Origin of the sequence: Streptomyces sp. NPDC002573 (genome assembly GCF_042889625.1) — a bacterium.
Taxonomy (GTDB): domain Bacteria; phylum Actinomycetota; class Actinomycetes; order Streptomycetales; family Streptomycetaceae; genus Streptomyces; species Streptomyces gibsoniae.
Window position 1 is genome coordinate 14865 of record NZ_JBIARC010000034.1, and the last position, 25653, is coordinate 40517.

A 25653-nucleotide genomic window follows, 5' to 3' on the forward strand; every position below is an offset into this window, starting at 1 on the left:
TCCGGGTGAAGTCCCCGATGGCCTCGGTGAGTTCAGGGTGGAGCTGGAGCGCGGCAGGGAGTCTCAGTGCTTGCGGCGGCGCCCTCTCCCGCCACGGGCCGGGACGGGAGCCGGGGCGGCGTCGAGTGTGGCCGGGCGGTCCGCCGAGACGACGATCGCCGCCAGGACCGTAGTCACCGGCACCGACGCGACCAGCCCGATCGAGCCGACCAGGGTGCGCACGATCTCCTCGGCGACCAGCTCGCTGCCCGCGACCGACACCACACTGCTATGCGCGATCGAGAAGAGCAGCAGCAGGGGCAGGGCGGCACCCGCGTACGCCAGGACGAGCGTGTTGACGACCGAGGCGATGTGGTCGCGGCCGATGCGGATGCCCGCGCGGTAGAGCCCTCGCCAGCCCATCGTCGGGTTGGCCTCGTGCAGCTCCCAGACCGCCGACGTCTGGGTCACCGTGACGTCGTCGAGCACGCCGAGGGATCCGATGATGACGCCGGCGAGCAGCAGGCCACTCATGTCGATGTGCGGGTACAGGCCGTGGATCAGGCCGGTGCTGTCGTCCGTGTTGCCGGTCAGCGCGGCCCAGCCGATGAACTCCGAGCCGAGAAGACCGATCAGCGACAGGGAGACGAGGGTGCCGAGCACCGCCACGGAGGTACGGGCCGACAGACCGTGGCACAGGTAGAGGGCGATCAGCATGATGGCGCTCGACCCGACCACGGCCACGAGCAGCGGATTCGAGCCATCCAGGATCGCGGGCAGGATGAAGAGGCTGAGCAGCAGAAAGCTGACGGACAGCGCGACGAGTGCCATGACCCCGCGCATCCGGCCCACGACCACCACCGCCACGGCGAAGATGCCGGCGAGCAGGGCCATGGGGAACGTGCGGTCCACATCGGTCACCGAGTACTGCAGTTCCTTCGGCGCGGAGGGCTCGTACGCGGCCACGACCTTCTCGCCCTGGTGCAGCTGTCGTGACTGGTCCGGCTGGACGATCTCCGTGAACGTACGGCCCTTGTCCTTGCCGGTGTCGACGCGGACGGTCGCCTTCTTGCAGGTGCCGGACGGTGTCTGCGGGGCCGACGAGCCGCCGGTGAGGGAGGTGTCGCCGATCGGGCCCCCACCCGAGGCGTTCACGGACTTGCAGTCCACCGCCACGACCGTGGTGACCGTGGCCTGTTGGGTCTGCTGGTCGAAGCCGACGCCGGAGCGCTTGTGCGACGGGACCCCGCCGGGCCACAGCACCACGAGACCGACGATGACCGCCACGGTGAACGGGATGAGGATCGCGGCGATGACCTTGCGCAGATGCCGCGACACGGGGGCCGCGGGGCCATGGCTGTGACTGTGGGAGTGGCCGTGTCCACCGCCGGGCCCGTGGCCGTGCCCGTCTCGGCGGCTGTGTCTGTCGTCCGGGCCATGGTGGTGCGGCGGCTCGGGCGACGGGTGCGAGGGGAGATGCTGCGTCGGGGGCACCGCCCGATCATCGCAAGAAGGCGCAGGGCCCACTGTTCAGCTCACCCAATTAGACGCTAGCGTGAAGGGACTTTTGCACACGCGGGAGCTCGGAGCACCGGGCTGAGAGGGCACTGACCTCCGTAGACGCGATGTTTCACGTGGAACATCAGCGAGTGGAGACGGCTGTGCCGACCGCTGAACCTGTTACCGGGTAATGCCGGCGTAGGGAGTAGGTCTTATGACCGTCAAGGACGTACGCACGCCTGCCTCCGCTCAGGAGGAAGAGCCCCAGGGGGCCGGGAAGTCCATCGGCTGGCACAAGGCGTATATCGAGGGTTCGCGCCCCGATCTGCGGGTGCCGGTCCGTCAAGTGCATCTCACCAACGGGCAGTCGGTCACCCTGTACGACACCTCCGGCCCGTACACAGATCCAGTAGCCGAGACCGACGTCCGCCGGGGCCTCGCGCCGCTGCGGGAGAACTGGATCATCGCTCGCGGCGACACCGAGGAGTACGCGGGTCGCCCCGTCCGTCCCGAGGACGACGGGATCAAGCACACCTCCCCGCGTGGAGGCCTGCGCAACCTCGACGCGGTGTTCCCGGGGCGCCCGCGTCAGCCGCGCCGCGGTCGCGAGCGCAACGCGGTGACGCAGCTCGCCTATGCGCGCCGCGGGGAGATCACGCCGGAGATGGAGTTCGTGGCTCTCCGGGAGAACGTTTCACCCGAGGTCGTCCGTGAGGAGATCGCGGCGGGCCGCGCGGTGCTGCCGGCCAACGTCAACCACCCGGAGATCGAGCCGATGATCATCGGCAAGCGGTTCCTGGTGAAGGTCAACGCCAATATCGGCAACTCCGCGGTGACCTCCTCCATCGAGGAGGAGGTCGAGAAGATGGCCTGGGCGACCCGCTGGGGCGCCGACACAGTCATGGACCTGTCCACCGGCCGCAACATCCACACCACCCGTGAGTGGGTGCTGCGCAACTCCCCCGTGCCGATCGGCACGGTGCCGCTCTACCAGGCGCTCGAGAAGGTCGATGGCAAGGCCGAGGAACTGACCTGGGAGATCTACAAGGACACGGTCGTCGAGCAGGCCGAACAGGGCGTGGACTACATGACAGTCCACGCGGGTGTGCGCCTGGCGTACGTGCCGCTGACGGCGAACCGCAAGACCGGCATCGTCTCGCGCGGCGGCTCGATCATGGCGGCGTGGTGCCTCGCCCACCACAAGGAGTCGTTCCTGTACGAGAACTTCGAGGAACTCTGCGAGATCCTCGCGGCCTACGACGTCACCTACTCGCTGGGCGACGGTCTGCGGCCGGGTTCGATCGCGGACGCCAACGACGAGGCACAGTTCGCGGAACTGCGCACCCTCGGGGAACTCGGCCGTGTGGCCAGGCGTTTCGACGTACAGACGATGATCGAGGGCCCGGGACACGTCCCGATGCACAAGATCAAGGAGAACATCGATCTGCAGCAGGAGATCTGCGATGAAGCTCCGTTCTATACGCTCGGCCCGCTGACCACGGACATCGCGCCGGCGTACGACCACATCACCTCCGGCATCGGTGCCGCCATGATCGCCTGGTGGGGCACGGCCATGCTCTGCTACGTCACGCCCAAGGAGCACCTGGGCCTGCCCGACCGTGACGACGTCAAGACCGGCGTCATCACCTACAAGATCGCCGCCCACGCGGCCGATCTCGCCAAGGGGCACCCGGGCGCGCAGGAGTGGGACGACGCGCTGTCCGACGCGCGGTTCGAGTTCCGCTGGGAGGACCAGTTCAACCTGGCCCTCGACCCGGACACGGCCCGCGACTTCCACGACGAGACCCTCCCCGCGGAGCCGGCCAAGACGGCTCACTTCTGCTCGATGTGCGGTCCGAAGTTCTGCTCCATGAAGATCAGCCGGGACATCACGCAGCGCTTCGGTGGTGCGACGGCTGAGGGCGCGTCGGCGCAGGAGGTCGCCGAGGGAATGCTCCAGAAGTCGAAGGAGTTCGCGGAGGCGGGGAACCGGGTGTACCTGCCTGTCGCCGACTGACGGCCAACGTGGCGCTGGGGCTCTCGAGGAGGGCTCCAGCGCAGTCCGGTGGACCGTCAAAATGGCTCGCGGATCGCCTCTGGGGTAAGCCACGATACTCGCGCCGCCTGGAGGAACACCTGCTCCTCTGGGCCCTGTGACCGGTGCTGTGGACGACGGGGCGGCTCGCGGACATCGTCCATGCCCTCTTGGCCGGGAGTGATGCGCATGGGTGGATTTCTGCGGTGCAACCTCTTTCACGGTGTCGATCACCTACAGGTGTACGAGGCACTGTCCGAGTTCTGGCAGGGCGAGGGATATCGACTCCCGCCCGCCGCGGAGAAGGCGACGGACGTTCTACACCCTGCACGAGCAGTACAACGGCTGGACCGTGCTGGAGTGGACGCGTGGCTGGGAATGGGAGCTGCGGCGGCGCGCGCAGTTCCATGTCTCGCGGACGTACGACTGTCCCGGACTGCTGACCTTCATGTACGACGGGGACTACTGGGGATACGAGCTCTTTCATCACGGCGCTGCGGTGGATCAGTTCGTCCAGTGGACCGACGGAGATCAGCATTTCTTCGACGATCGCCCTGTTCACGGGCGCCCGGAACTGCTGGTGGCGCAGTTCCCGGCGCTGAAGCTGGACCTGGAGCATGCTCGCGGCTATATCACCGGTTACGACTACGGCGACGAGTCGTACCCGGACTTCCTGTGGGAAGAGGACGATCCGTGGAACCGACCGGTCCGTGACGGCGACCTCTGGGGCCGTATGGAGGCCCAGGCCGTCTTCGACTTCTGGCGCTTCCTCGGGGCGGAACCGGCAGAACCCGGCACCGAACGCTTCGCATCGAACGTCTGGCAGCGGTTCACCACCGAGCAGCCGTAGCGACGCAGGGGCGGTGCCGTTGACCTCCTCGACCACGCGCCGGGCCGCCATCGGTGCTCGGGGCGGACCCGTTATCCGGCTCTCCATACCTCGACGTGGTCAAGCACGTAGTCGGAGAGTTCGGGGGGTTGAAGGCCGAGCGCCGTCACGGCCGGAGCATGCAGCGGGACCCGGGTCGGCTCGAAGTCACCCGTGTCCGGGGTGTCGAGCTCGGGACCGTTGCGGCGGTCCAGGCGCATCTCCAGCAAGTCGGCGAGGAAGTAGTGCTGGGTGACGGTGACGCTCTCGCCCGGTTTGGTCACCGTCAGGACCTCGGTGACGGGGCCGATCGTGGCCCCGATCTCCTCCATGACCTCGCGGCGCAGTGCCGCTTCGAGATCGGCGTCGTCGGGTTCGACGCTGCCCCCGACGGTCGTCCAGTACGGGAGCCGTCCGGCCACCCCCGGCGCAGGAACACCAGGTGATCACCGTCGAGCAGAATCGCGCGCACCTTGTGGCCGGACCCTCATGTCCATGGCGACAATGCGTTCGGCGGCGGGCGCAGGCTGAAGTACCGGCCCGCGGTCCCTTGTGAGGGGCGGGCCGGGCTTCGGCGGGTGGTTCGGGCCGGGGCGGTCCAGGGGACGGCCCGGGGTGCGGGAAGGCCCCATGGCCCCCTGCGCCGCCTGCTCGGCACGGCCGGCCGATTGTCGCGCGAGACCCGTCACTCCGGCTGGTGGTCGGGGCCTCCGAAGTCCGGGCTGGTGAAGTCCGGGCTGCTGAAGCTGGGACGCGTGCCCGCGGCGGGGCCGCTGTCGGGACTGCTGAAGCCCGGGCGGTCGTAGCCGAGGTGCGGGATACGGCTGGGAGCCGTCTCCGGTTCCTTCCGGCTCATCACGGCCGTGCCCGGGTCGGCGAGCGCCTCGCGGAGGAACGGCAGGATGCCGCGCTCCAGCAGGGCCGCGTGCCAGAGCTCCCGGGCCCGGGTCACCTCCGCGATCAACTCGCTCTGGGCGTCGGCATCGTGCGCCGACGAACTGTTGCGCAGGGCGGTCAGCAGCAGGCCGGTCGCGGCGACCAGGATCGCCGCCGCGGTGACCGCGCCGAAGACCCACCCTGTGGTCAGGAGGGTCCGGGCGAACGCCTGGTGCGGGTTGACCATCTTGAGGATGTAGCCCACGAGCAGGAAGATCGCCGCGGCGGCGCCGGCGAGGAACGGGGCGAGGACGGCGACTACGGCACCGGCTCCGGCGCTCGCCGTCGCCTCCCCCATCGTGGCGGCGAGTCCCTGGCCGTCCGCGTCCGGTTCCGTGGAGTCGCTGTCGTCGGTGCTCTCGTGGACGGGCGGGGTGGGTGGTGCCGGTCGGCGCATTTCCTCCCGCACCAGCACATAGTGCTGGTATTCGGCGGCTGCCGCGGCGGTGATGAGGGCGGTGGCGTTCAGTGCCATGGTGCGCAGCTGTTCGGCATTGAGCCGCTGTCCCACTGCGGCCAGTTCCGGGTGGTGTGGTGCGGAGCGCAGCGCCTCACCGAGGACCCGCTCATAGTCCTGGCGGTCCTCGCTCAGCAGGTGCTGCGGAACGCTGTTCATGTGCATCCCCCGATGCTCCGTAGGGCTGGTGGCTCGGCATGCTGACGAGCCGTCGGGCAGAAACGGAGGGGAGCCTGCTACGGATAAGCCGATGGTAGAGCGGCGACGGCACACGGTGACAGGGGGTTTCCAGAAATTGCCCCACGGCCCGGGCATTCCTCGGACGGCCCCCGTCCGGGAGATGCCTGCCCGGTGAATCCTCAGCTATCCAGGGGGAGTTGCTGGACCAGCAGCTTTCCGGCCATGGTCACGCCGCCGTCCATCGCGATCGCTAGTCCGTCCGCGTAGACGTGAGGACCTTCGACGACCGGACCCGAGGCGTCGTCGCCCTCCTCCGAGCCGACCTCGCCCAGCAGATAGGGGATGGGGCTGTGGCCGTGGACGATCCGCTGGCCGCCGTAGGTCCCCAGCAGGGAGCGCACGGCTTCGGCGCCCTCGTCCCGGAAGGAGAAGCGCTTGGTGAACTTCCGGAAGAGGTCCCACACCTCGTCCGCGTCATTGCGGGTGAGCGTCTCGTGGATGGTGTCGTTGACCGCTTCGATGGAGTCGCCGTAGTCGAGGTAGGCGGTGGTGTCGGAATGGACCAGGAGGTGGCCGTCGACCTCCTCCACCGCGTCGAGACGGGCCATCCACTGCAGATGGTGGTCCTGCAGACGGTCCATGTCCGTCTTCTGGCCGCCGTTGAGCAGCCAGGCGGCCTGGAAGGTCGCGGTCCCCGCGCCCGAGTGGACGGGTGTGTCGCCGAACCGCTTGGCGCCGAGCAGCAGCAGCTCGTGGTTGCCCATGAGCGCCTTGCAGTAGCCACCGGCCGCCGCCGCCTCCGCGGACAGCCGCATCACCAGGTCGATCACGCCGATGCCGTCGGGGCCGCGGTCGGTGAAGTCCCCGAGGAACCACAGCCTGGCCGTGCCCGCGGACCAGTTGCCCTGGGCGTCGATGAGCCCCTTCTCCTGGAGCGCCGCCATGAGCTGGTCGAGATAGCCGTGGACGTCCCCGACCACGAACAGCGGTCCGGGCCCTTCGGCGGGGAGCGGGGCGGGCTCGGACGCCGGGTCGACGGTCACCTGGAGCGTGTCGCCGCGGTTGATGACCGGGAGGTCCCGCTCGGTGGGCGTGTACGCGTCGGAGTAGCCGTGGGGGTAGGCCTCGGGGGGTGCGACGGGTCCGGGGACCTCGCCGGGGGGCGTGCTCTGCGCGTACGGGCCGGTCTCGTGGACGTACGCGGGCACCCGGAAGTCACGCAACGTCGCTGCCCGCTCCGCCTCGGGTCCCTGACCGGCCCCCTGAGTCATCGACCCCTCCACCATCGCGCCGCATCTGCACCGCATCGGACTGCCTGGTCGCAGCGGTCCGCGGTGTCGTGGGCCCATCATAGGAATGCGGATCGCGCCATGTGATGACCCAGGGGTGGTGAATCGGGGAAGGACCCCGCCTCACCGCGGCTTTCGCCCTAAATGGGCGGGGCTTTCTCCCCTGTGACCCGGTACCTCACGCGCCCGCGGGCCATCTGCGCGTCACCCGACCGTGGGCAGCCTGTGCGTGACCCGTGGCACACCGACGGCTCGGAGCTCCGAACGGAACGGGAAAGCGGGCCGGGCGCCCGTCTCGTTCGGAGCCCTCATCCGTGCTCGGGCGACCGGGGCGGGCTGACCGTGGTCCGGGGCGGCCGTCGCTGGGACGAGGTGCGCACGATCAGCTCCGTCGGTATCACCTGCTCGACCGGCTGGTCCGACTCGATGCCCTCGATGGCGTCGATAAGGAGCTGGACCACTGCCGTACCGATCCGGCGCGGCTTCAGGGAGAGCGTCGTGACGGGCGGCTCGGTGTTCGCGTAGACGGCGGATTCGCTGCAGCAGACGAGGAGCAGGTCCTCGGGGACGCGCAGTCCGTAGCGGCGCGCGGCGGCGAGCAGATCGGTGCCGTTCGGGTCGAAGAGCCCGTAGACCGCGTCGGGGCGGTCGGGGCGGGCCAGCAGCCGGTCGGCGGCGACGGCGCCCGAGCAGGGATCGTGGGCGGGATAGGCCTCGTAGACCGGATCCTGCCCGACGCGCTCGCACCAGTTCAGGTAGGCGGTCGTGGACAGATGGGTGTACGTGTCCGTCGTGGTGCCGGTCAGCAGCCCGATGCGCCGGGCGCCGGCGGCGGCCAGATGGTCGAGGATGCCGAGGACCGCGGCCTCGTGGTCGTTGTCCACCCAGGCGGTGACCGGGAGGGTGCCGGCGGGCCGGCCGTCGGAGACGACGGGTAACCCCTGCCGGACCAACTCGCTGACCACCGGGTCCTGGTCGGACGGATCGATGACGACGGTGCCGTCCAGGGCGACGTTGGACCACACGTCGTGGCGCGAGGTGGCGGGCAGGATGACCAGGGCGTAGCCCCGGGCGAGCGCCGCGGAGGTGGCGGCCCGGGCCATCTCCGCGAAGTACGCGAACTCGGTGAAGGTGAAAGGTTCATCCCCGTACGTGGTCACGGTCAGGCCGATGAGGCCCGACTTGCCCGTGCGGAGGGTGCGGGCCGCGGCCGAGGGCCGGTAGCCCAGCCGGTCGGCGACCTCGCGGACATGGCGTCGGGTGGCGTCCGGCAGCCGGCCCTTGCCGTTGAGGGCGTCGGAGACGGTCGTGATGGAGACTCCGGCGGCAGCGGCCACGTCTCTGATGCCTGCCCGGCCCGGCCGACTGCCTCGGCGGGCGGTCTCCGCCCGGCTCACCTGGTGCTTCCCTGCTGCTGTCATGGCGAGCCGATAGTAGGGCTCATGTGGTGGGGTAGTGCGGACGCATATGCACGCGTTGACAGGCACGTTTCTGCATGGTGAGTAGTGGGGAAAAGCCTTGGAATGTAAGGGGCTTGAACGATCCAAGGGCAGTACGTGACGTGTTGACGCGCATGGGCCTGCCAAGGTGGCCATATTTCGAAGAGGTCTCAACTCACCTTCACGAGGGATGCGCGCCACGGCGCGAGCCACGGGCGCGTGCGACGAAAGGCGACGCGCCCCCTCATCCACGCGCCTCCCTGTGACGATGCGCCCGGGTTCTACGGCGTCGCCGGCCCGGTCTCCGGGACGGCGGCACGCGAGCCGATTCGGTTGTCCACAGCCCATTCGCAGCGGCGCCGAATCCTCATAAGGTGAGAAGCATTGGAAGCCGGTGGCGGTCATGAGCCGGTGCGTGCGCGAGGAGGACAGCGGTGAGCGAGACGAGCCCGAGGCTGCGTGCCGAGCTGGAGGGTATCCCCACCTACAGGCCCGGCAAGCCCGCCGCGTCCGGCGGCCCGGCGGCCTACAAGCTGTCCTCGAACGAGAACCCCTATCCGCCGCTGCCGGGCGTGATGGAGAGCGTGATCGAGGCGTCCGGGTCCTTCAACCGCTACCCCGACATGGCGTGCACGGGGCTGATGGCCGAGCTGGCGGAGCGTTTCGGTGTGCCGCAGTCGCACCTCGCGACGGGGACGGGCTCGGTCGGCGTCGCCCAGCAGCTGCTGCAGGCCACGAGCGGTCCGGGCGACGAGGTGATCTACGCCTGGCGGTCCTTCGAGGCGTACCCGATCATCACGCAGATCAGCGGCGCGACCTCGGTCCAGGTGCCGCTGACTCCGGACGACGTGCACGACCTCGACGCGATGGCGGACGCGATCACGGACCGGACCCGGCTGATCTTCGTCTGCAACCCCAACAACCCGACCGGCACGGTCGTGCGCCGGGCCGAGCTGGAGCGCTTCCTCGACCGGGTGCCGAGCGATGTGCTGGTGGTGCTCGACGAGGCGTACCGGGAGTTCATCCGCGACATCCAGGTCCCGGACGGCGTCGAGCTGTACCGCGAGCGGCCCAACGTCTGCGTGCTGCGCACCTTCTCCAAGGCGTACGGCCTCGCCGGTCTGCGGGTCGGTTTCGCGATCGCCCATGAGCCGGTGGCGGCGGCGCTGCGCAAGACGGCGGTGCCCTTCGGCGTGAGCCAGCTGGCCCAGGTGGCGGCGGTGGCGTCCCTGCGCGCGGAGGACGAACTGCTGGGCCGGGTCGGCTCGTTGGTCTGCGAGCGCACCCGTGTGGTCGACACCCTGCGTGCCCAGGGCTGGACGGTCCCCGAGACCCAGGCGAACTTCGTGTGGCTGCGGCTGGGGGAGCGCACGGTGGACTTCGCGGCCGCCTGCGAGCAGGCCGGCGTGGTCGTCCGGCCGTTCGCGGGCGAAGGGGTGCGCGTGACGATCGGCGAGTCCGAGGCGAACGACATCTTCGTGAAGGTGGCGGAGGGCTTCCGCAGGGACCTCTGACCTCCCGGGCGCGGGTCGGCGATGCTCCCGTGCTGCCCAGTGCCGTGAGATGGCACGGGGCAGCACCCGTGAGGTGCGGCGGGGCGGACACGTGCCGCCTCGCGTTTATATGTATGGCATGTACGTGACAGCGATCTTGGAATGTGGGGCAGGTGCCGGGGGCCTAGAGGGGGCCGCCGCCCAGTAGCCCTCTTAGGGACCCCCCGCTCGTCAGCCCTCGGACCCATATGCGCCATAATTGCTTGTGAATGTGAACGCGTTCACAAGCCCCCTCCCCAGGGGTGTGCCAAACGGGAGCAAGCTGCCGCTTGCGACCACGGTAAGGAGAGACGACGTGGACCTGGCTTTGGCGCCGGAGACTCTGGCGCGATGGCAGTTCGGCATCACCACCGTCTACCACTTCCTGTTCGTTCCGCTGACGATCTCGCTCGCCGCGCTGACCGCCGGCCTGGAGACCGCCTGGGTGCGGACGGAGAAGGAGAAGTACCTCCGAGCGACGAAGTTCTGGGGCAAGCTCTTCCTGATCAACATCGCGATGGGCGTGGTCACGGGCATCGTCCAGGAGTTCCAGTTCGGCATGAACTGGTCCGCCTACTCACGCTTCGTCGGTGACATCTTCGGGGCGCCCCTGGCGTTCGAGGCCCTCATCGCCTTCTTCTTCGAGTCGACCTTCATCGGGCTGTGGATCTTCGGCTGGGACAAGCTGCCGAAGAAGCTTCACCTCGCCTGCATCTGGATGGTCTCCATAGGCACGATCCTGTCGGCGTACTTCATCCTCGCGGCCAACTCCTGGATGCAGCACCCCGTCGGCTACCGGATCAACAAGGCGAGGGGGCGGGCCGAACTCACGGACTTCTGGCACGTCCTGACGCAGAACACCGCACTTGCCCAGGCCTTCCACACCCTGACCGCGGCCTTCCTCACGGGCGGCGCGTTCATGGTCGGCGTCGCCGCCTACCACCTGGCCCGCAAGAAGCATGTCGCCGTGATGAAGACATCGCTGCGGCTGGGCCTGATCACCGTGGTCATAGCCGGCCTGCTGACCGCGATCAGCGGTGACACGCTCGGCAAGGTGATGTTCAAGCAGCAGCCGATGAAGATGGCCGCTGCCGAGGCGCTCTGGGACGGCCAGGACTCCGCGCCGTTCTCGATCTTCGCCTACGGCGATGTGAGCAAGGGCCACAACAGCGTCGAGCTGTCCGTTCCCGGAGTGCTGTCCTTCCTCGCCAACGACGACTTCACCTCGTATGTCCCCGGCATCAACGACACCAACAAGGCGGAGCAGCAGAAGTACGGCCCGGGCGACTACCGACCGATCATCCCCGTCACCTTCTGGGGCTTCCGCTGGATGATCGGTTTCGGAATGTCGTCCTTCGCCCTCGGCGTGGCCGGACTCTGGCTCACCCGCAAGAAGTTCATGCTGGCCTCGCATCTGCGGGTCGGTGAGGACGAGGTGCCGCATCTGGTCCTCTTCAGGAACAAGGCCCTCGCCCCGGTGCTCACCAGGTGGTTCTGGCGCATCGCCGTGTGGACCCTGGCGTTCCCGCTCATAGCCAACTCCTGGGGCTGGATCTTCACCGAGATGGGCCGCCAGCCGTGGGTCGTCTACGGCGTGCTGCGTACCCGTGACGCGGTCTCCCCCGGTGTCTCCCAAGGTGAGGTCATCACCTCGATGACCGTGCTCACGCTGCTCTACGCGATCCTCGCGGTCATCGAGGTCAAGCTGCTCGCGAAGTACGTCAAGGCCGGACCTCCGGAGCTCACCGAGTCCGATCTCAACCCGCCCACCAGGATCGGCGGCGACCCCCAGGACGCCGACAAGCCGATGGCCTTCTCGTACTAGGCCGAGGGAGCGCTCACATCATGCAACTTCACGACGTGTGGTTCGTCCTCATCGCGGTTCTCTGGACCGGCTACTTCTTCCTGGAGGGCTTCGACTTCGGAGTCGGTATCCTCACCAAGCTGCTGGCCCGCGACCGGCCCGAGCGTCGGGTGCTGATCAACACGATCGGCCCGGTCTGGGACGGCAACGAGGTGTGGCTGCTCAGCGCGGGCGGCGCGACCTTCGCCGCGTTCCCCGACTGGTACGCGACCCTCTTCTCCGGGTTCTATCTCCCGCTGCTGATCATCCTGGTCAGCCTGATCGTGCGCGGTGTGGCCTTCGAGTACCGGGCCAAGCGGCCCGAGGAGAACTGGCAGCGCAACTGGGAGACCGCGATCTTCTGGACCTCGCTGATCCCGGCATTCCTGTGGGGTGTGGCCTTCGGCAACATCGTCCGGGGGGTGAAGATCGATCAGCATCTGGAGTACGTGGGCGGTTTCTGGGACCTGCTGAACCCCTTCGCGCTTCTCGGCGGACTGGTGACCCTGAGCCTGTTCACCTTCCACGGGGCGGTGTTCACGACGCTCAAGACCGTCGGGGACATCCGGCGGCGGGCGCAGAGGCTGGCTCTGGGAGTCGGCCTGGTGGCCGCCGTGGCGGCGGTGGTCTTCCTCGGCTGGGCGCAGATCGACCAGGGCGACAGCAAGAGCCTGGTCGCCCTGTGGGTGGCGGTCGCCGCTGTTGTCGGGGCGCTCGTGGCCAACCAGGCCAAGCGTGAGGGATGGGCGTTCGCGCTCTCTGGCCTCACCATCGTGGCGGCGGTCGCGATGCTCTTCCTGACGCTCTTCCCGAACGTCATGCCGTCCACGCTCAACCCCGCCTGGAGCCTGACGGTGAGCAACGCCTCGTCGAGCCCCTACACCCTGAAGATCATGACCTGGTGCGCGGGCATCGCCATGCCGATCATCATGCTCTACCAGGGCTGGACCTACTGGGTGTTCCGCAAGCGCATCGGAACGCAGCACATCGCCGATGCCGCCGGAGCCATGCACTGAGTCTGATGGGTGGGGTGTTTCACGTGAAACACCCCACCTGGACCGAAGGGCGTGTTTCACGTGAAACCGATCGATTCCCGTCTCCTCCGGTACGCCCGTGCCACCCGCCATTTCCTGGTGGCAGTGGTAGGTCTGGGCGTCGTCGGAGCGTGTCTGGTCGTCGCCCAGGCGATGCTGATCGCCACGGTGGTGGTCGGCGCCTTCCAGCACCATGACTCGGTCGCCGCGTTGCGTACACCGTTGCTGCTTCTGGTGGCCGTCGCGGTGGGCCGTGCGCTGGTGTCGTGGCTCACCGAACTCGCCGCCCACCGAGCCAGCGCGGCCGTGAAGTCCGAGCTGCGGGGGCGGCTGCTGGAGCGTGCGGGGGCACTCGGTCCGGGATGGCTGAGCGCACAGCGGACCGGGTCGCTGGTCGCTCTGGCCACACGAGGAGTCGACGCCCTCGACGACTACTTCTCGCGCTATCTCCCCCAGTTGGGACTCGCGGTCGTGGTGCCGGCGGCCGTGCTCGCGCGGATCGTGACCGAGGACTGGGTGTCTGCAGCGATCATCGTCGGCACGCTGCCGCTGATCCCGATCTTCATGATGCTCATCGGCTGGGCCACGCGTTCACAGATGGACCGTCAATGGCGCCTGCTCTCCAGGCTGTCCGGTCACTTCCTCGATGTGGTCGCCGGTCTTCCGACTCTGAAGGTGTTCGGCCGGGCCAAGGCGCAGGCCGAGTCGATCAAGAAGATCACCGCCGAGTACCGGCAGGCGACCATGCGGACCCTGCGGATCGCCTTCCTGTCGTCCTTCGCACTCGAACTACTGGCCACGATCTCGGTCGCACTCGTCGCGGTGACCATCGGCATGCGGCTCGTCCATGGCGACATGGACCTGTACATCGGGCTGGTCATCCTGGTGCTCGCACCGGAGGCGTATCTGCCCCTGCGTCAGGTCGGCACGCAGTATCACGCGGCGGCGGAGGGACTCTCCGCGGCCGAGGAGATCTTCACGGTGCTGGAGACACCGGTGCCGGCCTCGGGGACGCAGCGTCTCCCCCAAGGGGAGATCGCCTTCGAGGAGCTGACCGTGCGCTACCCGGGCCGGTCGTCCGACGCGGTGTCCGCGGTGTCCCTGGCGGTCGCACCGGGGGAGACGGTCGCTCTCGTCGGACCGAGCGGCGCGGGCAAGTCGACGCTCCTGAACGTGCTGCTCGGGTTTGTGACGCCCACCGAGGGGCGGGTACGGGTCGGCGGAGTCGATCTCGCCACGGCCGATCTGGAGGAGTGGCGCTCGCGGATCGCCTGGGTGCCGCAGCGGCCGCATCTGTATGCGGGGACCATCGCCGAGAACGTACGGCTGGCCCGGCCCGACGCGGACGACGCGGCGGTGCGTGGCGCGCTGGCCGATGCCGGTGCGCTGGAGTTCGTGGACACGCTGCCCGCCGGGGCCGACACCCTGCTCGGTGAGGACGGGGCGGGGCTCTCCGCCGGTCAGCGGCAACGGCTGGCCCTGGCCCGGGCCTTCCTCGCCGACCGCCCGGTGCTGCTGCTCGACGAGCCGACCGCGTCCCTGGACGGGGCGACCGAGGCGGAGATCGTGGCGGCGGTGCGCCGGCTGGCGGCTGGACGGACGGTGCTGCTGGTCGTGCACCGTCCGGCGTTGCTCGGCCTCGCCGACCGGATCGTCCGCCTGGACGTGGACGAGCGCCCCTCGGACGGTCCTGTGCCTTCCGAAGTCGCACGGCTGCCCCGCCCCCGGACGCCGGAGGCGCCCACGACCCACGACGAACAGCCCCCCGTCCCCGCACCCGCAGAGCGCGGCGGCGTGCTCGCCCGCGTCCGCGCGATGGCGGGCCCCCACCGGGGGCGCTTGGTGCTCGCCTTGTTGCTCGGGGGCCTCGCACTCGGCAGCGCCGTCGGCCTGATGGCCACCTCCGGCTGGCTGATCTCGCGGGCCTCTCAGCAGCCGCCGGTGCTGTATCTGATGGTCGCCGTGACGGCCACGCGGACGTTCGGCATCGGACGGGCCGTGTTCCGGTACGCGGAGCGGCTGGTGTCGCACGACGCCGTGCTGCGGATGCTGGCCGACACCCGGGTCGCGGTCTACCGGCGCCTGGAACGTCTCGCACCGGCCGGACTGCGCACGACCCGGCGCGGCGATCTGCTGTCGCGGCTCGTCTCCGACGTGGACGCCCTGCAGGACTACTGGCTGCGCTGGCTGTTGCCCGTGGGGGCCGCGCTGGTCGTCTCGGCGGGATCGGTCGGCTTCACCGCCTGGCTGCTGCCCGAGGCCGGTGCCGTCCTCGCCGCCGGGCTGCTGGCGGCCGGAGTCGGCGTGCCCCTGGTGACGGGTGCCGTGGCGCGTCGGGCGGAACGCCAACTGGCCCCGGCTCGGGGAACGCTGGCGACCCGGGTGACCGATCTGCTCACGGGAACCGCCGAATTCACGGTGGCAGGTACGCTGCCGGCGCGGACCGCCGAGGTACGGCGGGCCGACGGGGTGCTCACGCGGATCGCCTCGCGTGCCGCGACCGCCACCGCCCTGGGCGACGGGCTCACCGCGCTCGTCACCGGACTGACCGTCGCGGCGGCGGCGCTCGTGGGGGCGCAGGCCGTCGCCGACGGAAGGCTCGGCGGCGTCACCATGGCCGTCGTGGTGCTCACCCCGCTGGCCGCGTTCGAAGCGGTCCTGGGGCTGCCGCTCGCGGTGCAGCACCGGCAGCGGGTGTCCAGGAGCGCGGAGCGGGTGTACGAGGTGCTGGACGCCCCGGAGCCCGTACGCGAGCCGAAACGGCCGCTGGCGCGGCCGTCGTCGCCCTTCCCGCTCGTCCTGGAGGGGCTGACCGCACGCCACGACGGACAGCGGCGCGACGCGCTCACCGGACTCGGGCTGACCCTCGAACAGGGCCGCAGGATCGCCGTGGTCGGCTCCTCCGGCGCGGGCAAGACGACGCTCGCGCAGGTGCTGCTGCGTTTCCTGGACCCGGCGGCGGGCACGTACACGCTGGGCGGCACGGACGCCCAGGCGCTGGATGGCGACGAGGTGCGCCGCATGGTCGGACTGTGTGCTCAGGACGCGCATCTCTTCGACAGCTCGGTACGGGAGAACCTGCTGCTCGCACGGAAGGACGCGAGCGAGGGGCAGTTGCGTGACGCGCTCGCGCGGGCGCGCCTGCTGGACTGGGCCGACGGGCTGCCCGACGGCCTCGACTCGCTGATCGGCGAGCACGGCGCACGGCTGTCCGGCGGTCAGCGCCAACGGCTGGCGCTGGCCCGAGCCCTGCTCGCCGACTTCCCCGTCCTCGTCCTCGACGAGCCCGCGGAACACCTCGATCTGCCGACGGCGGACGCGCTCACCAGGGACCTGCTGGCGGCCACGGAGGGCCGTACGACGGTGCTGATCACCCATCGGCTGGCCGGGCTGGACACGGTCGACGAGGTGATCGTGCTGGCGGAGGGCCGGGTGGTCCAGTGCGGCCCGTATGCGGAACTGACGGCGGTCGAGGGGCCGTTGCGCGCGATGGTGGATCGGGAGGTCCGAGGGGATCTGCTGGTCGACCGGGCGGGACACGGGGGCCGGACAAGGGCCGCGCTCGCCGACGCCTGACGGACAGCACCCCTACGGCACGGGGCGCGGCGCGTTCGACCGCCGGCCGGGGGACGCCGCTGGGCCATCTGCGGCCGCCCGTTCCCCCGGCCGTGGGACGTCAGCAGGACGATGGCCGGGACACGGGCCACGATCGTTGACATGCCTTCATTTCTCCTTTCTTCCATGTTTGTTCCGCTTCTCCTGGGTGCGGTGGCGGTGAATCCCGCCTGGCCCGCCACGTCAGGGGGTGGGAACAGGGCAGCCGGCGACGGTGCGGACACCGGCCTCAGCGGCAGGGTGGCGCGGTTGTACGAGGACTCGGCGGCGGTGACACGGCAGTACGACACCGGGCGCCAGGAAGCCGCGAAGCAGCGCGCCATAGCCGGGCGGGACGAGAAGCTCCTCACCCATGAGCACGGGCTGATAGCCGCCCTGCACCAGGATCTCGGCCGGGTGGCCCGGGCCCAGTACCGGCAGGGCGGCGGACTGCCGTACAGCGCGCAGACCCTGCTCCCGGACAGCGCGAAGGAGCTGATAGCGAGTCAGAGCACCCTCGCCCGGCTGGACCTCGCGGTCGCGAACGCGGTCATCCGGAGCCGTCTGACGGAGGCCGGCCTCGCCGCCGAGCGGGCACAGGCATCGGCACGGTGGCGGGCGCTGCAGCAGCGGAACGGGGAACTGGTGGCGCGCAAGCAGGCCCTCGAGGCGAAGCTGGAGCAGGCGCGATGGGCCCTGCAGAGCCAGGCCAACGTGTCAGCGGCCTCGGGGACGTGCCGGGCGGCAGTCCGCCTGGATCTGCCGGGCCGCAAGACCGGCCACCCCTGGGTCGCGCCGGTGGAGGCGTACCGGCTCTCAGCGGGCTTCGGCAGCGGCGGCGACCACTGGTCGCACGGGCACACGGGCCAGGACTTCGCGGTGCCCATCGGGACGCCGGTGCGGGCGGTAGGGTCCGGGCAGGTGGTACGGGTGAAGTGCGGCGGCGCGTTCGGCATGGAGGTCGTCATCAGACATCCGGGCGGCTACTGCACGCAGTACGCCCATCTCGCCGCCGTGACCGTCGACCCGGGCGACCGGGTGAGAACCGGGCAGCTGATCGCCCAGTCGGGCACGACCGGCAACTCGACCGGACCGCATCTGCACTTCGAGGTCCGGTCCACCCCGGAGTGGGGGTCGGGCATCGACCCCGTGCCCTGGCTGGCGGCGCACGGCGTGCGCCTGGTCAGGCCCTCGGCGGCCCGGTGAGCCGGAGGCCTACGAGCGGTCCGCGAGGATCTGCTCGATCACCACGGCCACCCCGTCCTCGTTGTTGGCGACCGTGCGCCCGGACGCCGCGGCGACCACGTCCGGATGAGCGTTGCCCATCGCGTACGACCGGCCCGCCCAGCTGAGCATCTCCACGTCGTTCGGCATGTCGCCGAAGGCGACGACCTCCTCGTGGGAGATGCCCCGCTCGGCGCAGCACAGCGCGAGCGTGCTCGCCTTGGAGACGCCGGGGCCGCTGATCTCCAGCAGGGCGCTGGGGCTGGACCGGGTGATGGTCGCGCGGTCGCCGACGGCGAGGCGGGCCAGCGTGAGGAAGGCGTCCGGGTCCAGCTTCGGGTGGTAGGCGAGGATCTTCAGCACCGGTTCGCCGGCGCCCGGCGCGTCAGGCGCCAGCAGTTCCTCGGCGGGCGCGCGCAGGTCGGGGATCTCCAGGTGCAGCTTCGGGTACGCCGGCTCCTGGTAGAAGCCGTACGTCTGCTCGACCGCGTACGCCGTCCCCGGTGCGGCGTCCCTCAGCAGCCGTACCGCGTCGAGCGCGTTCTCCCGGGCCAGCTCACGGACCTTGACGAACCGGTGGGTGCCGGGGCCGCCGTGCAGGTCCACCACGGCCGCGCCGTTGCCGCAGATGGCCAGCCCGTGGCCGTGGACGTGGTCGCTGACGACGTCCATCCAGCGGGCCGGGCGGCCGGTGACGAAGAACACCTCGATACCGGCCTCCTCGGCGGCGGCCAGTGCGGCGACCGTGCGCTCGGAGACCGACTTGTCGTCGCGCAGCAGGGTGCCGTCGAGGTCTGTCGCGATCAGCCGGGGCTGAACGGTGGAAGCCGGGGTCTCGGGCTGTCGGGTCGCTGAGGTCACGGGCGCCATTCTCGCGCATATGCCCGCACGGGCGTGCGTGAGTCCGCACACGTGAGTGGTGACGCTCCTCACCAGCGCCGTCACAACACGTCACACCTCGGCATGCCGCGCGGTACCCCGGCGTGCCCGGTCGTGATCAGTCGAGCTGGGCCAGGGCCTCCATGGCGATCTGCTCGAAGACCTTCTCGTCCGCCGCGAAGTCGGAGTCGGGGATGGGCCAGTGGATCACGATGTCGGTGAAGCCGAGCTCGGCGTGCCGGCCGGCGAAGTCGACGAACGCGTCGAGGGACTCCAGCGGCCGCCCCCGGTCTGGGGTGAAGCCGGTGAGCAGGATCTTGGCGAGGTCCGTCACATCGCGGCCGATCGCGGCGCACGCGTCGGCCAGCTTCTCGGTCTGGCCGCGCAGGGCCTCCACCGACTGCTCCGGGGTGCCGGTCTCGTACAGCTTCGGGTCACCGGTCGTCACCCACGCCTGGCCGTGGCGGGCAGCGAGCCTCAGTCCGCGGGGCCCGGTCGCGGCCACCGCGAAGGGCAGTCGGGGCCGCTGGACGCAGCCGGGGATGTTGCGCGCCTCGTGGGCGGAGTAGTGGACGCCCTCGTGGGACACGGAATCCTCGGTGAGCAGCCGGTCGAGCAGCGGTACGAACTCGCCGAACCGGTCGGCGCGCTCGCGCGGCGTCCAGGGGTCCTGGCCGAGCGCGGTGGCGTCGAAGCCGGTGCCGCCCGCTCCGATACCCAGCGTGATCCGGCCACCGGAGATGTCGTCGAGGGAGATCAGCTCCTTGGCGAGGGTGACCGGGTGCCGGAAGTTCGGCGAGGTCACCAGGGTGCCCAGACGCAGCCGGTCGGTGACGGACGCGGCAGCCGTCAAGGTCGGCACAGCGCCGAACCAGGGGCCGTCGCGGAAGGACCGCCACGACAGGTGGTCGTAGGTGAACGCGGTGTGGAAGCCGAGCTGCTCCGCGCGCTGCCATGCGGAACGCCCGCCCTCGTGCCAGCGCAGGTACGGCAGGATCACGGTGCTCAGACGCAGACTCATGCTTCGAGCGTAAGCGGAGGCGCGGTGTGCTTTTTGCGCGGGCTTGATCGGCCGGGCCTGGGCATCGGAGGCGCAGCGTCAGTGCGGCCCCGGGAATCGCAGGTAGCGCGGGGGGACGGCCTGGGTGAGCCACACGCCGTTCGCGCTCACATGGAAGACATGGCCGTCGCGGTGCATGGCGCCGGCGTCCACGGTGAGGACGACGGGGCGGCCGCGGCGGGCCCCGACCCGGGTGGCGGTCTCGCGGTCCGGGGACAGATGGACGTCGTGCCGGTTCATGGGCCGGAGGCCCTCCGCCCGGATGGCGTCCAGATGGCGCGCCACGGTTCCGTGGTACAGGTACGTGGGCGGGGTAGCCGGGGGCAGCCCCAGTTCGACGTCGATGCTGTGTCCCTGGATGGCACGGATCCGGGTTCCCTCGATCGCGAAGCGCCTCTTGTCGTTGGTGGCGACCACGTGGTCCAGCTCTGTGCGGGTGATCCGGAAGCCGTGCGAGGCCGCCGCGGCGAGCAGCGTGTCGATCTCCACCCAGCCGCCTTCGTCGAGGGCGAGGCCGATCCGCTCCGGCTGGTGCCGCAGGTGTTTCGAGAGGTACTTCGACACCTTCACGGTGCGTCTCTCGTCGTTCCCTTCTGTCATCCTTCCAGCGTGCAGGAGAGACGCGGATCACGCATTTGATTTTGTCCCGGATGTTTGATCCACAAGCAAGTGCAGTTATCCACAGGGTAATTGGCGCCACTGTGGACAACTGGCTTGCGGCTAAGTGGCATTCGTCAAGTAGTGTCCTGTTGAGGGCGGGTTGGATGATTTAGGAGCAAATGTGCTGTGGTTGTGTGCGGTTGAGGCGTAAGCAACCCATCGGTGACTCGTGAGCGCATCAATCTCGATGGCGGGCCGGACGGGTTGGCGGCGAGCCTTACAGCGAGGAGAAGTTGACGAGACGTCAGAAGGCAGTACCACCGATCACCACGCTCCAACTCCCGGCGCCATCAAACCCGTCACAACCGCGGTTCCCAACGAGCCATCACGCGCAGCGCACTTGGAGCGAAGCGCGATACCAGGCGAAGCGCATGCGCCTCCGGAGTCACCGGCACGACAGGCTGATTGCGTGCGACCGCACGCAGGATCGCGGCGGCGACCTTCTCCGGCGGATACCCTCGCAAACCGTACAAACGCGTGGCCCGCTTCTGTCGGCGCTTCTCCTCCTCCGCGTCGACGCCCGTGAAGCGTGCGGTCGAGGTGATGTTCGTGTGGACGAAACCGGGACAGATCGCCGTAACGCCGATGTCCTGATCGGCCAGTTCGGCGCGCAGGCACTCGCTGAGCATCAGGACCGCCGCCTTGGAGGTGCTGTAGGCGGGCAGCGTTCTGGACGGCTGATACGCGGCCGCGGACGCGACGTTGACGATGTGGCCGCCCTGGCCACGCTCGGCCATCTGCTTCCCGAAGAGACGGCAACTGTGCAGGACGCCCCACAAGTTGACGTCCAGCACCGTGCGCCAGTCCTCGGCGGTCGTGTCGAAGAAGGATCCCGACAGGCCGATCCCCGCGTTGTTCACCAGCACGTCCACGACCCCGTGGTTCGCGGCGACGCGCTCGGCGAGTTTCTCCATGGCCTGTTCGTCCGACACGTCGGCCTGCTCGGCCCATGCCTCGGGGGCGCCGTGCAGCCGGGCCTGTTCCGCGGTGCCGGCCGCGCTGCGCGGGTCCCGGTCGACGGCCACCACGCGCGCCCCCGCCCTGGCGAACGCGAGGGCCGTGGCCTGCCCGATGCCGCTGCCCGCGCCGGTGACCAGTACGAGTTGTCCCCCGAACCGCTCCGCGTACGGTCCGCTTGCCGCCGGTGCCGGATCTCCGCCCTCCACGGACGTCACGAACTCCCCGATCCAGGAGGCGACCTGGTCGGGCCGGGTGCGCGGGATCCAGTGGCCTGTCGGCAGCGTGTGGCGCGTCAACTGCGGCACCCACCATTCCAGTTCGTCGTAGAGCCGCTGCGACAGGAACTGGTCCTCGAGGGGAGTGATCAGCTGGACGGGCGCGTGCGCGTACGCGTCGGCGCGCGGGTGGCGCACCCGCGGCCGTACGTTGTCGCGGTACAGCCAGGCGCCGTGGGACGCGTCCGAGGGCAGCGTCGGGGCCGGGTAGTCGTCGGCCGCGATCTTCTCGGCGCGCCGCAGCATTTCCGGCCAGCGGCTGCCGAGCGGGCCGCGCCACATGAGCTCCGGCAGGGCGGGGGTGTGCAGCAGATACACGTACCAGGACCGAGCGCCCTGGCCGAGCAACTGGCCCGCCCGGCGCGGGGTCGGCCGACGCATCCGCTTCTTGATCCAGTGGCCGAAGTGGTCCAGGGACGGTCCGGACATCGAGGTGAAGGACGCGATCCGGCCCTCGGTGCGCCGGACGGTGACGAACTCCCACGACTGCACCGAGCCCCAGTCGTGCCCCACGAGGTGCACCGGCCGGTCCGGGCTGACCGCGTCCACGACGGCCAGGAAGTCGTCCGTCAGCTTCTCCAGCGTGAACCCGCCCCGCAGCGGCCTTGGCGCCGTGGACCGGCCATGGCCCCGGACGTCGTAGAGCACCACATGGAACCGGCCGGCCAGCCGGGTGGCCACCTCGGACCAGACCTCCTTGCTGTCCGGATAGCCGTGGACGAGCACCACCGTGGGCTGGCCGGGATCCCCCAGCTCGGCCACGCTCAGTTCGACCCCGCCCGTCCGCACCCGGCGCTCCCGCGCCCCCTCAAGAGTCACTTGCCCTCCGCCCGGCCCCGCGGACACAGCGGTGCGCCGGGTCGCCTGCCCCGACCGCACCGCCGTCCGCGCCGACCACAGTTGGTGTCCGTCGCGTGACACCGGCGAATCTGGCAGTTGTTAGAGAGTGCGTCAACAGGTCCCGGTCCAGCTGTGGACAACCTGGGCAAGGAGGGCAATGCGAGCCGGTTCGGCCGGCCGGTTGTTCGACCTCAGGGTGACCCCTACGGGCCTGTACGACTGGAGGCTGACCCGTAGACAGCTCTGCGGTCTGACGACGGCAGTGGTACGCGTCACTACCGTCGACGGTGTGACTGTGATCGCGACCGAAAGCCTGAGCAAGCGGTTCCCCCGGGTGACCGCGCTTGACCGGCTCTCCGTGGACGTCGGACCCGGTGTGACGGGGCTCGTCGGTGCCAACGGAGCCGGCAAGTCCACACTGATCAAGATCCTGCTGGGTCTGTCCCCCGCCACCGAGGGCCGCGCCGAAGTGCTCGGCCTCGACGTCGCCACCAAGGGCGGCGCCATCCGTGAGCGCGTCGGGTACATGCCGGAGCACGACTGCCTGCCGCCCGATGTGTCCGCCACCGAGTTCGTCGTCCACATGGCGCGGATGTCCGGGCTGCCCCCGGCCGCGGCCCGTGAGCGCACCGCGGACACCCTGCGCCATGTCGGCCTCTACGAGGAGCGCTATCGCCCCATCGGCGGCTACTCGACCGGCATGAAGCAGCGCGTGAAGCTCGCGCAGGCCCTGGTCCACGACCCCCAGCTGGTCTTCCTGGACGAGCCGACCAACGGTCTCGACCCGGTCGGCCGCGACGAGATGCTCGGCCTGATCCGCCGCGTCCACACCGACTTCGGCATCTCGGTCCTGGTCACCTCGCACCTGCTGGGCGAACTGGAGCGCACCTGCGACCACGTCGTCGTCATCGACGGCGGCAAGCTGCTGCGCTCCAGCTCCACCCGGGACTTCACCCAGACCACCACGACCCTCGCGATCGAGGTCACCGACACCGACGCGCACCCCGACGGCACCCGCGCGGTGCGCGAGGCGCTCCACGCGCGCGGGGTGACGGCCCACGACGGCAGCGGGCTGCCGGGCGCCGGGCACGTCCTGCTGCTGACGGCGGAGGGGGAGCAGACGTACGACCTGGTCCGGGACGTCGTCGCCGACCTGGGCCTCGGCCTGGTCCGCATGGAACAGCGCAGGCACCACATCGCGGAGGTCTTCAAGGACAGCGACGAGCAGCGGAAGGAGGCGGTCGGCCATGGCGGTTGAGCAGCCCACGGCCCATCAGGCCGAGCAGACCCGGATCCACAACATCGGCTACCGCTCGTACGACGGCCCGCGTCTGGGCCGTGCCTACGCCCGTCGCTCGCTGTACTCGCAGTCCCTGCGCGGCGCCTACGGCCTCGGCCGCTCGGTGAAGTCCAAGGTGCTGCCGATGCTGCTCTTCGTGGTGATGTGCACCCCAGCGCTGATCATGGTCGCGGTCGCCGTCGCCACGAAGGCGAAGGACCTGCCGGTCGAGTACACGCGCTACGCGATCATCATGCAGGCCGTCATCGGTCTGTACGTCGCCTCCCAGGCGCCCCAGTCCGTCTCCCGGGACCTGCGCTTCAAGACAGTGCCCCTGTACTTCTCGCGCCCCATCGAGACCTCCGACTACGTCATCGCCAAGTTCGCGGCCCTGGCCTCCGCGATGTTCGTCCTGACGGCCACGCCGCTGCTCGTCCTCTATGTGGGCGCGTTGCTCGCCAAGCTGGACTTCGGCCACCAGACGAAGGGATTCGCCGAGGGACTGGTCTCCGTGGCCCTGCTCTCCCTGCTGTTCTCCGGGATAAGCCTGCTCATCGCGGCGGCCACCCCCCGGCGCGGCTTCGGCATCGCGGCCGTCATCGCCGTCCTGACCATCTCGTACGGCGCCGTCTCCACCATCCAGGCCATCGCGGACGCCCAGTCGGGCGACACCGCCGCCATCGTCTGGATGGGCCTGTTCTCGCCCGTCACCCTGATCGACGGCGTACAGACCGCCTTCCTGGGCGCGAGCTCCTCCTTCCCCGGCGGGCAAGGACCCTCGACCGCGCAGGGAGTCGTCTACCTCCTCGTCGTCCTGGGACTCATCGCGGGCAGCTACGGCCTGCTGATGCGCCGCTACCGAAAGGCCGGACTGTGACCACGCTCACCATCGACCACGTCTCGCGCTGGTTCGGCAACGTGGTCGCCGTCAACGACGTCACGATGACGATCGGCCCCGGTGTCACCGGCCTGCTCGGCCCGAACGGCGCGGGCAAGTCCACCCTCATCAACATGATGGGCGGCTTCCTCGCCCCCTCCACCGGTTCCGTCACCCTCGACGGCACACCGGTGTGGCGCAACGAGCAGATCTACCGGCACATCGGCATCGTCCCCGAGCGCGAGGCGATGTACGACTTCCTCACCGGCCAGGAATTCGTCGTCGCCAACGCGGAGCTGCACGGCCTGGGCGCGAAGGCCGCCCAGCGGGCGCTCGCCACGGTCGAGATGGAGTACGCGCAGGACCGGAAGATCTCCACGTACTCAAAGGGCATGCGCCAGCGCGTGAAGATGGCGTCCGCCCTGGTGCACGATCCGTCGCTGCTACTGCTCGACGAGCCGTTCAACGGCATGGACCCGCGCCAGCGCATGCAGCTGATGGACCTGCTGCGGCGCATGGGCGCCGAGGGCCGCACGGTGCTCTTCTCGTCCCACATCCTCGAAGAGGTCGAACAGCTCGCCTCGCACATCGAGGTGATCGTCGCCGGACGGCACGCGGCGAGCGGCGACTTCCGGAAGATCCGCCGTCTGATGACCGACCGGCCGCACCGCTACCTGGTGCGCTCCAGCGACGATCGGGCCCTCGCGGCCGCGCTGATCGCCGACCCGTCGACGTCCGGGATCGAGGTCGACCTCGCCGAGGGCGCGCTGCGCATCCAGGCAGTGGACTTCGGCCGGTTCACGGTCCTGCTGCCGAAGGTCGCGCGCGAGCACGGCATCCGGCTGCTCACGGTCTCCCCGTCCGACGAGTCCCTCGAGTCCGTCTTCTCGTATCTGGTCGCGGCGTAGGAGGC

General features: G+C 69.8%; 19 protein-coding genes and 1 riboswitch. Of the genes, 10 read left to right on the forward strand and 9 right to left on the reverse strand.

Features of this window, described 5'->3' with window-relative positions:
* Window positions 1-63: 63 nt before the first annotated feature.
* Window positions 64-1473: a YibE/F family protein gene (locus ACFYX0_RS28280; RefSeq protein WP_388974173.1), complete on the reverse strand. Its 1410-nt coding sequence runs from the start codon at window positions 1471-1473 to the stop codon at window positions 64-66.
* 71 nt (window positions 1474-1544) lie between these two features.
* A riboswitch (TPP riboswitch) is annotated at window positions 1545-1701 on the forward strand.
* On the opposite strand from ACFYX0_RS28280, the gene thiC reads away from it, so the two are divergent.
* Window positions 1694-3496: a phosphomethylpyrimidine synthase ThiC gene (thiC, locus tag ACFYX0_RS28285; protein ID WP_388974175.1), complete on the forward strand. Its 1803-nt coding sequence runs from the start codon at window positions 1694-1696 to the stop codon at window positions 3494-3496. (Overlaps the previous riboswitch by 8 nt.)
* A gap of 370 nt (window positions 3497-3866) precedes the next feature.
* Window positions 3867-4364: a hypothetical protein gene (locus tag ACFYX0_RS28290; protein WP_388974177.1), complete on the forward strand. Its 498-nt coding sequence runs from the start codon at window positions 3867-3869 to the stop codon at window positions 4362-4364.
* 71 nt (window positions 4365-4435) lie between these two features.
* Here the strand turns inward: ACFYX0_RS28290 and ACFYX0_RS28295 are convergent, their stop codons facing one another.
* The 4 genes from ACFYX0_RS28295 to ACFYX0_RS28310 all read right to left on the reverse strand — a co-directional run bounded on the left by ACFYX0_RS28295 (window position 4436) and on the right by ACFYX0_RS28310 (window position 8665).
* On the reverse strand, window positions 4436-4804 hold the full coding sequence (locus tag ACFYX0_RS28295; RefSeq protein WP_388974178.1) for an NUDIX domain-containing protein: 369 nt from the start codon (window positions 4802-4804) through the stop codon (window positions 4436-4438).
* 263 nt (window positions 4805-5067) lie between these two features.
* Entirely contained in the window at window positions 5068-5940 is an 873-nt protein-coding gene (locus ACFYX0_RS28300; protein ID WP_355906765.1) for a hypothetical protein, read from the reverse strand.
* A gap of 194 nt (window positions 5941-6134) precedes the next feature.
* Window positions 6135-7226 (reverse strand): metallophosphoesterase, encoded by a 1092-nt coding sequence (locus tag ACFYX0_RS28305; RefSeq protein ID WP_388974180.1) that lies wholly within the window; start codon window positions 7224-7226, stop codon window positions 6135-6137.
* Window positions 7227-7552: 326 nt separating this feature from the next.
* The gene (locus ACFYX0_RS28310; protein WP_388974182.1) at window positions 7553-8665 is read right to left on the reverse strand and encodes a LacI family DNA-binding transcriptional regulator; all 1113 of its coding nucleotides are present in this window, start codon (window positions 8663-8665) and stop codon (window positions 7553-7555) included.
* Between the two features lie 452 nt (window positions 8666-9117).
* Between ACFYX0_RS28310 and hisC the strand changes: the two genes are divergently transcribed.
* From hisC to ACFYX0_RS28335, 5 genes are all read left to right on the forward strand, one after another.
* Window positions 9118-10197: a histidinol-phosphate transaminase gene (hisC, locus tag ACFYX0_RS28315; protein ID WP_388974184.1), complete on the forward strand. Its 1080-nt coding sequence runs from the start codon at window positions 9118-9120 to the stop codon at window positions 10195-10197.
* A gap of 334 nt (window positions 10198-10531) precedes the next feature.
* Window positions 10532-12040: a cytochrome ubiquinol oxidase subunit I gene (locus tag ACFYX0_RS28320; RefSeq protein WP_388974186.1), complete on the forward strand. Its 1509-nt coding sequence runs from the start codon at window positions 10532-10534 to the stop codon at window positions 12038-12040.
* A 20-nt stretch (window positions 12041-12060) separates the two neighbouring features.
* The gene (gene cydB / locus ACFYX0_RS28325) at window positions 12061-13074 is read left to right on the forward strand and encodes a cytochrome d ubiquinol oxidase subunit II (RefSeq protein ID WP_388974188.1); all 1014 of its coding nucleotides are present in this window, start codon (window positions 12061-12063) and stop codon (window positions 13072-13074) included.
* Window positions 13075-13134: 60 nt separating this feature from the next.
* On the forward strand, window positions 13135-16668 hold the full coding sequence (gene cydD / locus ACFYX0_RS28330; protein WP_388974190.1) for a thiol reductant ABC exporter subunit CydD: 3534 nt from the start codon (window positions 13135-13137) through the stop codon (window positions 16666-16668).
* Window positions 16669-16833: 165 nt separating this feature from the next.
* Complete coding sequence (locus ACFYX0_RS28335) at window positions 16834-17892, forward strand: peptidoglycan DD-metalloendopeptidase family protein (RefSeq protein ID WP_388974192.1); 1059 nt, start codon at window positions 16834-16836, stop codon at window positions 17890-17892.
* A gap of 9 nt (window positions 17893-17901) precedes the next feature.
* On the opposite strand, the gene ACFYX0_RS28340 is transcribed toward ACFYX0_RS28335, so the two are convergent.
* The 4 genes from ACFYX0_RS28340 to ACFYX0_RS28355 form a co-directional block, all read right to left on the reverse strand.
* A complete protein-coding gene (locus tag ACFYX0_RS28340) occupies window positions 17902-18771 on the reverse strand; it encodes an HAD hydrolase family protein (RefSeq protein WP_388974193.1) in 870 nt (289 codons plus the stop codon).
* A gap of 136 nt (window positions 18772-18907) precedes the next feature.
* On the reverse strand, window positions 18908-19810 hold the full coding sequence (locus ACFYX0_RS28345) for an LLM class flavin-dependent oxidoreductase (RefSeq protein WP_388974195.1): 903 nt from the start codon (window positions 19808-19810) through the stop codon (window positions 18908-18910).
* Window positions 19811-19888: 78 nt separating this feature from the next.
* Window positions 19889-20449, reverse strand: coding sequence for an RNA 2'-phosphotransferase (locus tag ACFYX0_RS28350; protein ID WP_388974197.1), 561 nt, complete (start codon window positions 20447-20449; stop codon window positions 19889-19891).
* A gap of 359 nt (window positions 20450-20808) precedes the next feature.
* The gene (locus ACFYX0_RS28355) at window positions 20809-22563 is read right to left on the reverse strand and encodes an SDR family oxidoreductase (protein WP_388974199.1); all 1755 of its coding nucleotides are present in this window, start codon (window positions 22561-22563) and stop codon (window positions 20809-20811) included.
* A gap of 316 nt (window positions 22564-22879) precedes the next feature.
* Here ACFYX0_RS28355 and ACFYX0_RS28360 point away from each other — a divergent pair, with 316 nt between their 5' ends.
* From ACFYX0_RS28360 to ACFYX0_RS28370, 3 genes are read left to right on the forward strand one after another with little or no spacing between them, the layout of a single operon-like run.
* Entirely contained in the window at window positions 22880-23842 is a 963-nt protein-coding gene (locus ACFYX0_RS28360; RefSeq protein WP_388974283.1) for an ABC transporter ATP-binding protein, read from the forward strand.
* Entirely contained in the window at window positions 23832-24740 is a 909-nt protein-coding gene (locus ACFYX0_RS28365) for an ABC transporter permease (protein WP_388974200.1), read from the forward strand. The genes ACFYX0_RS28360 and ACFYX0_RS28365 overlap by 11 nt, the downstream gene beginning before the upstream one ends.
* Window positions 24737-25648: an ABC transporter ATP-binding protein gene (locus ACFYX0_RS28370; RefSeq protein ID WP_388974202.1), complete on the forward strand. Its 912-nt coding sequence runs from the start codon at window positions 24737-24739 to the stop codon at window positions 25646-25648. The genes ACFYX0_RS28365 and ACFYX0_RS28370 overlap by 4 nt, the downstream gene beginning before the upstream one ends.
* Window positions 25649-25653 lie beyond the last annotated feature (5 nt).

Bases quoted from the DNA above. Each gene is read 5' to 3' on its own strand.
- thiC (WP_388974175.1), top strand. From the start codon at position 1,694: ATGACCGTCAAGGACGTACGCACGCCTGCCTCCGCTCAGGAGGAAGAG.
- ACFYX0_RS28300 (WP_355906765.1), bottom strand. From the start codon at position 5,940: ATGCACATGAACAGCGTTCCGCAGCACCTGCTGAGCGAGGACCGCCAG.
- ACFYX0_RS28305 (WP_388974180.1), bottom strand. From the start codon at position 7,226: ATGACTCAGGGGGCCGGTCAGGGACCCGAGGCGGAGCGGGCAGCGACG.
- ACFYX0_RS28310 (WP_388974182.1), bottom strand. From the start codon at position 8,665: ATGACAGCAGCAGGGAAGCACCAGGTGAGCCGGGCGGAGACCGCCCGC.
- cydB (WP_388974188.1), top strand. From the start codon at position 12,061: ATGCAACTTCACGACGTGTGGTTCGTCCTCATCGCGGTTCTCTGGACC.
- ACFYX0_RS28335 (WP_388974192.1), top strand. From the start codon at position 16,834: ATGTTTGTTCCGCTTCTCCTGGGTGCGGTGGCGGTGAATCCCGCCTGG.
- ACFYX0_RS28345 (WP_388974195.1), bottom strand. From the start codon at position 19,810: ATGAGTCTGCGTCTGAGCACCGTGATCCTGCCGTACCTGCGCTGGCAC.
- ACFYX0_RS28350 (WP_388974197.1), bottom strand. From the start codon at position 20,449: ATGACAGAAGGGAACGACGAGAGACGCACCGTGAAGGTGTCGAAGTAC.
- ACFYX0_RS28365 (WP_388974200.1), top strand. From the start codon at position 23,832: ATGGCGGTTGAGCAGCCCACGGCCCATCAGGCCGAGCAGACCCGGATC.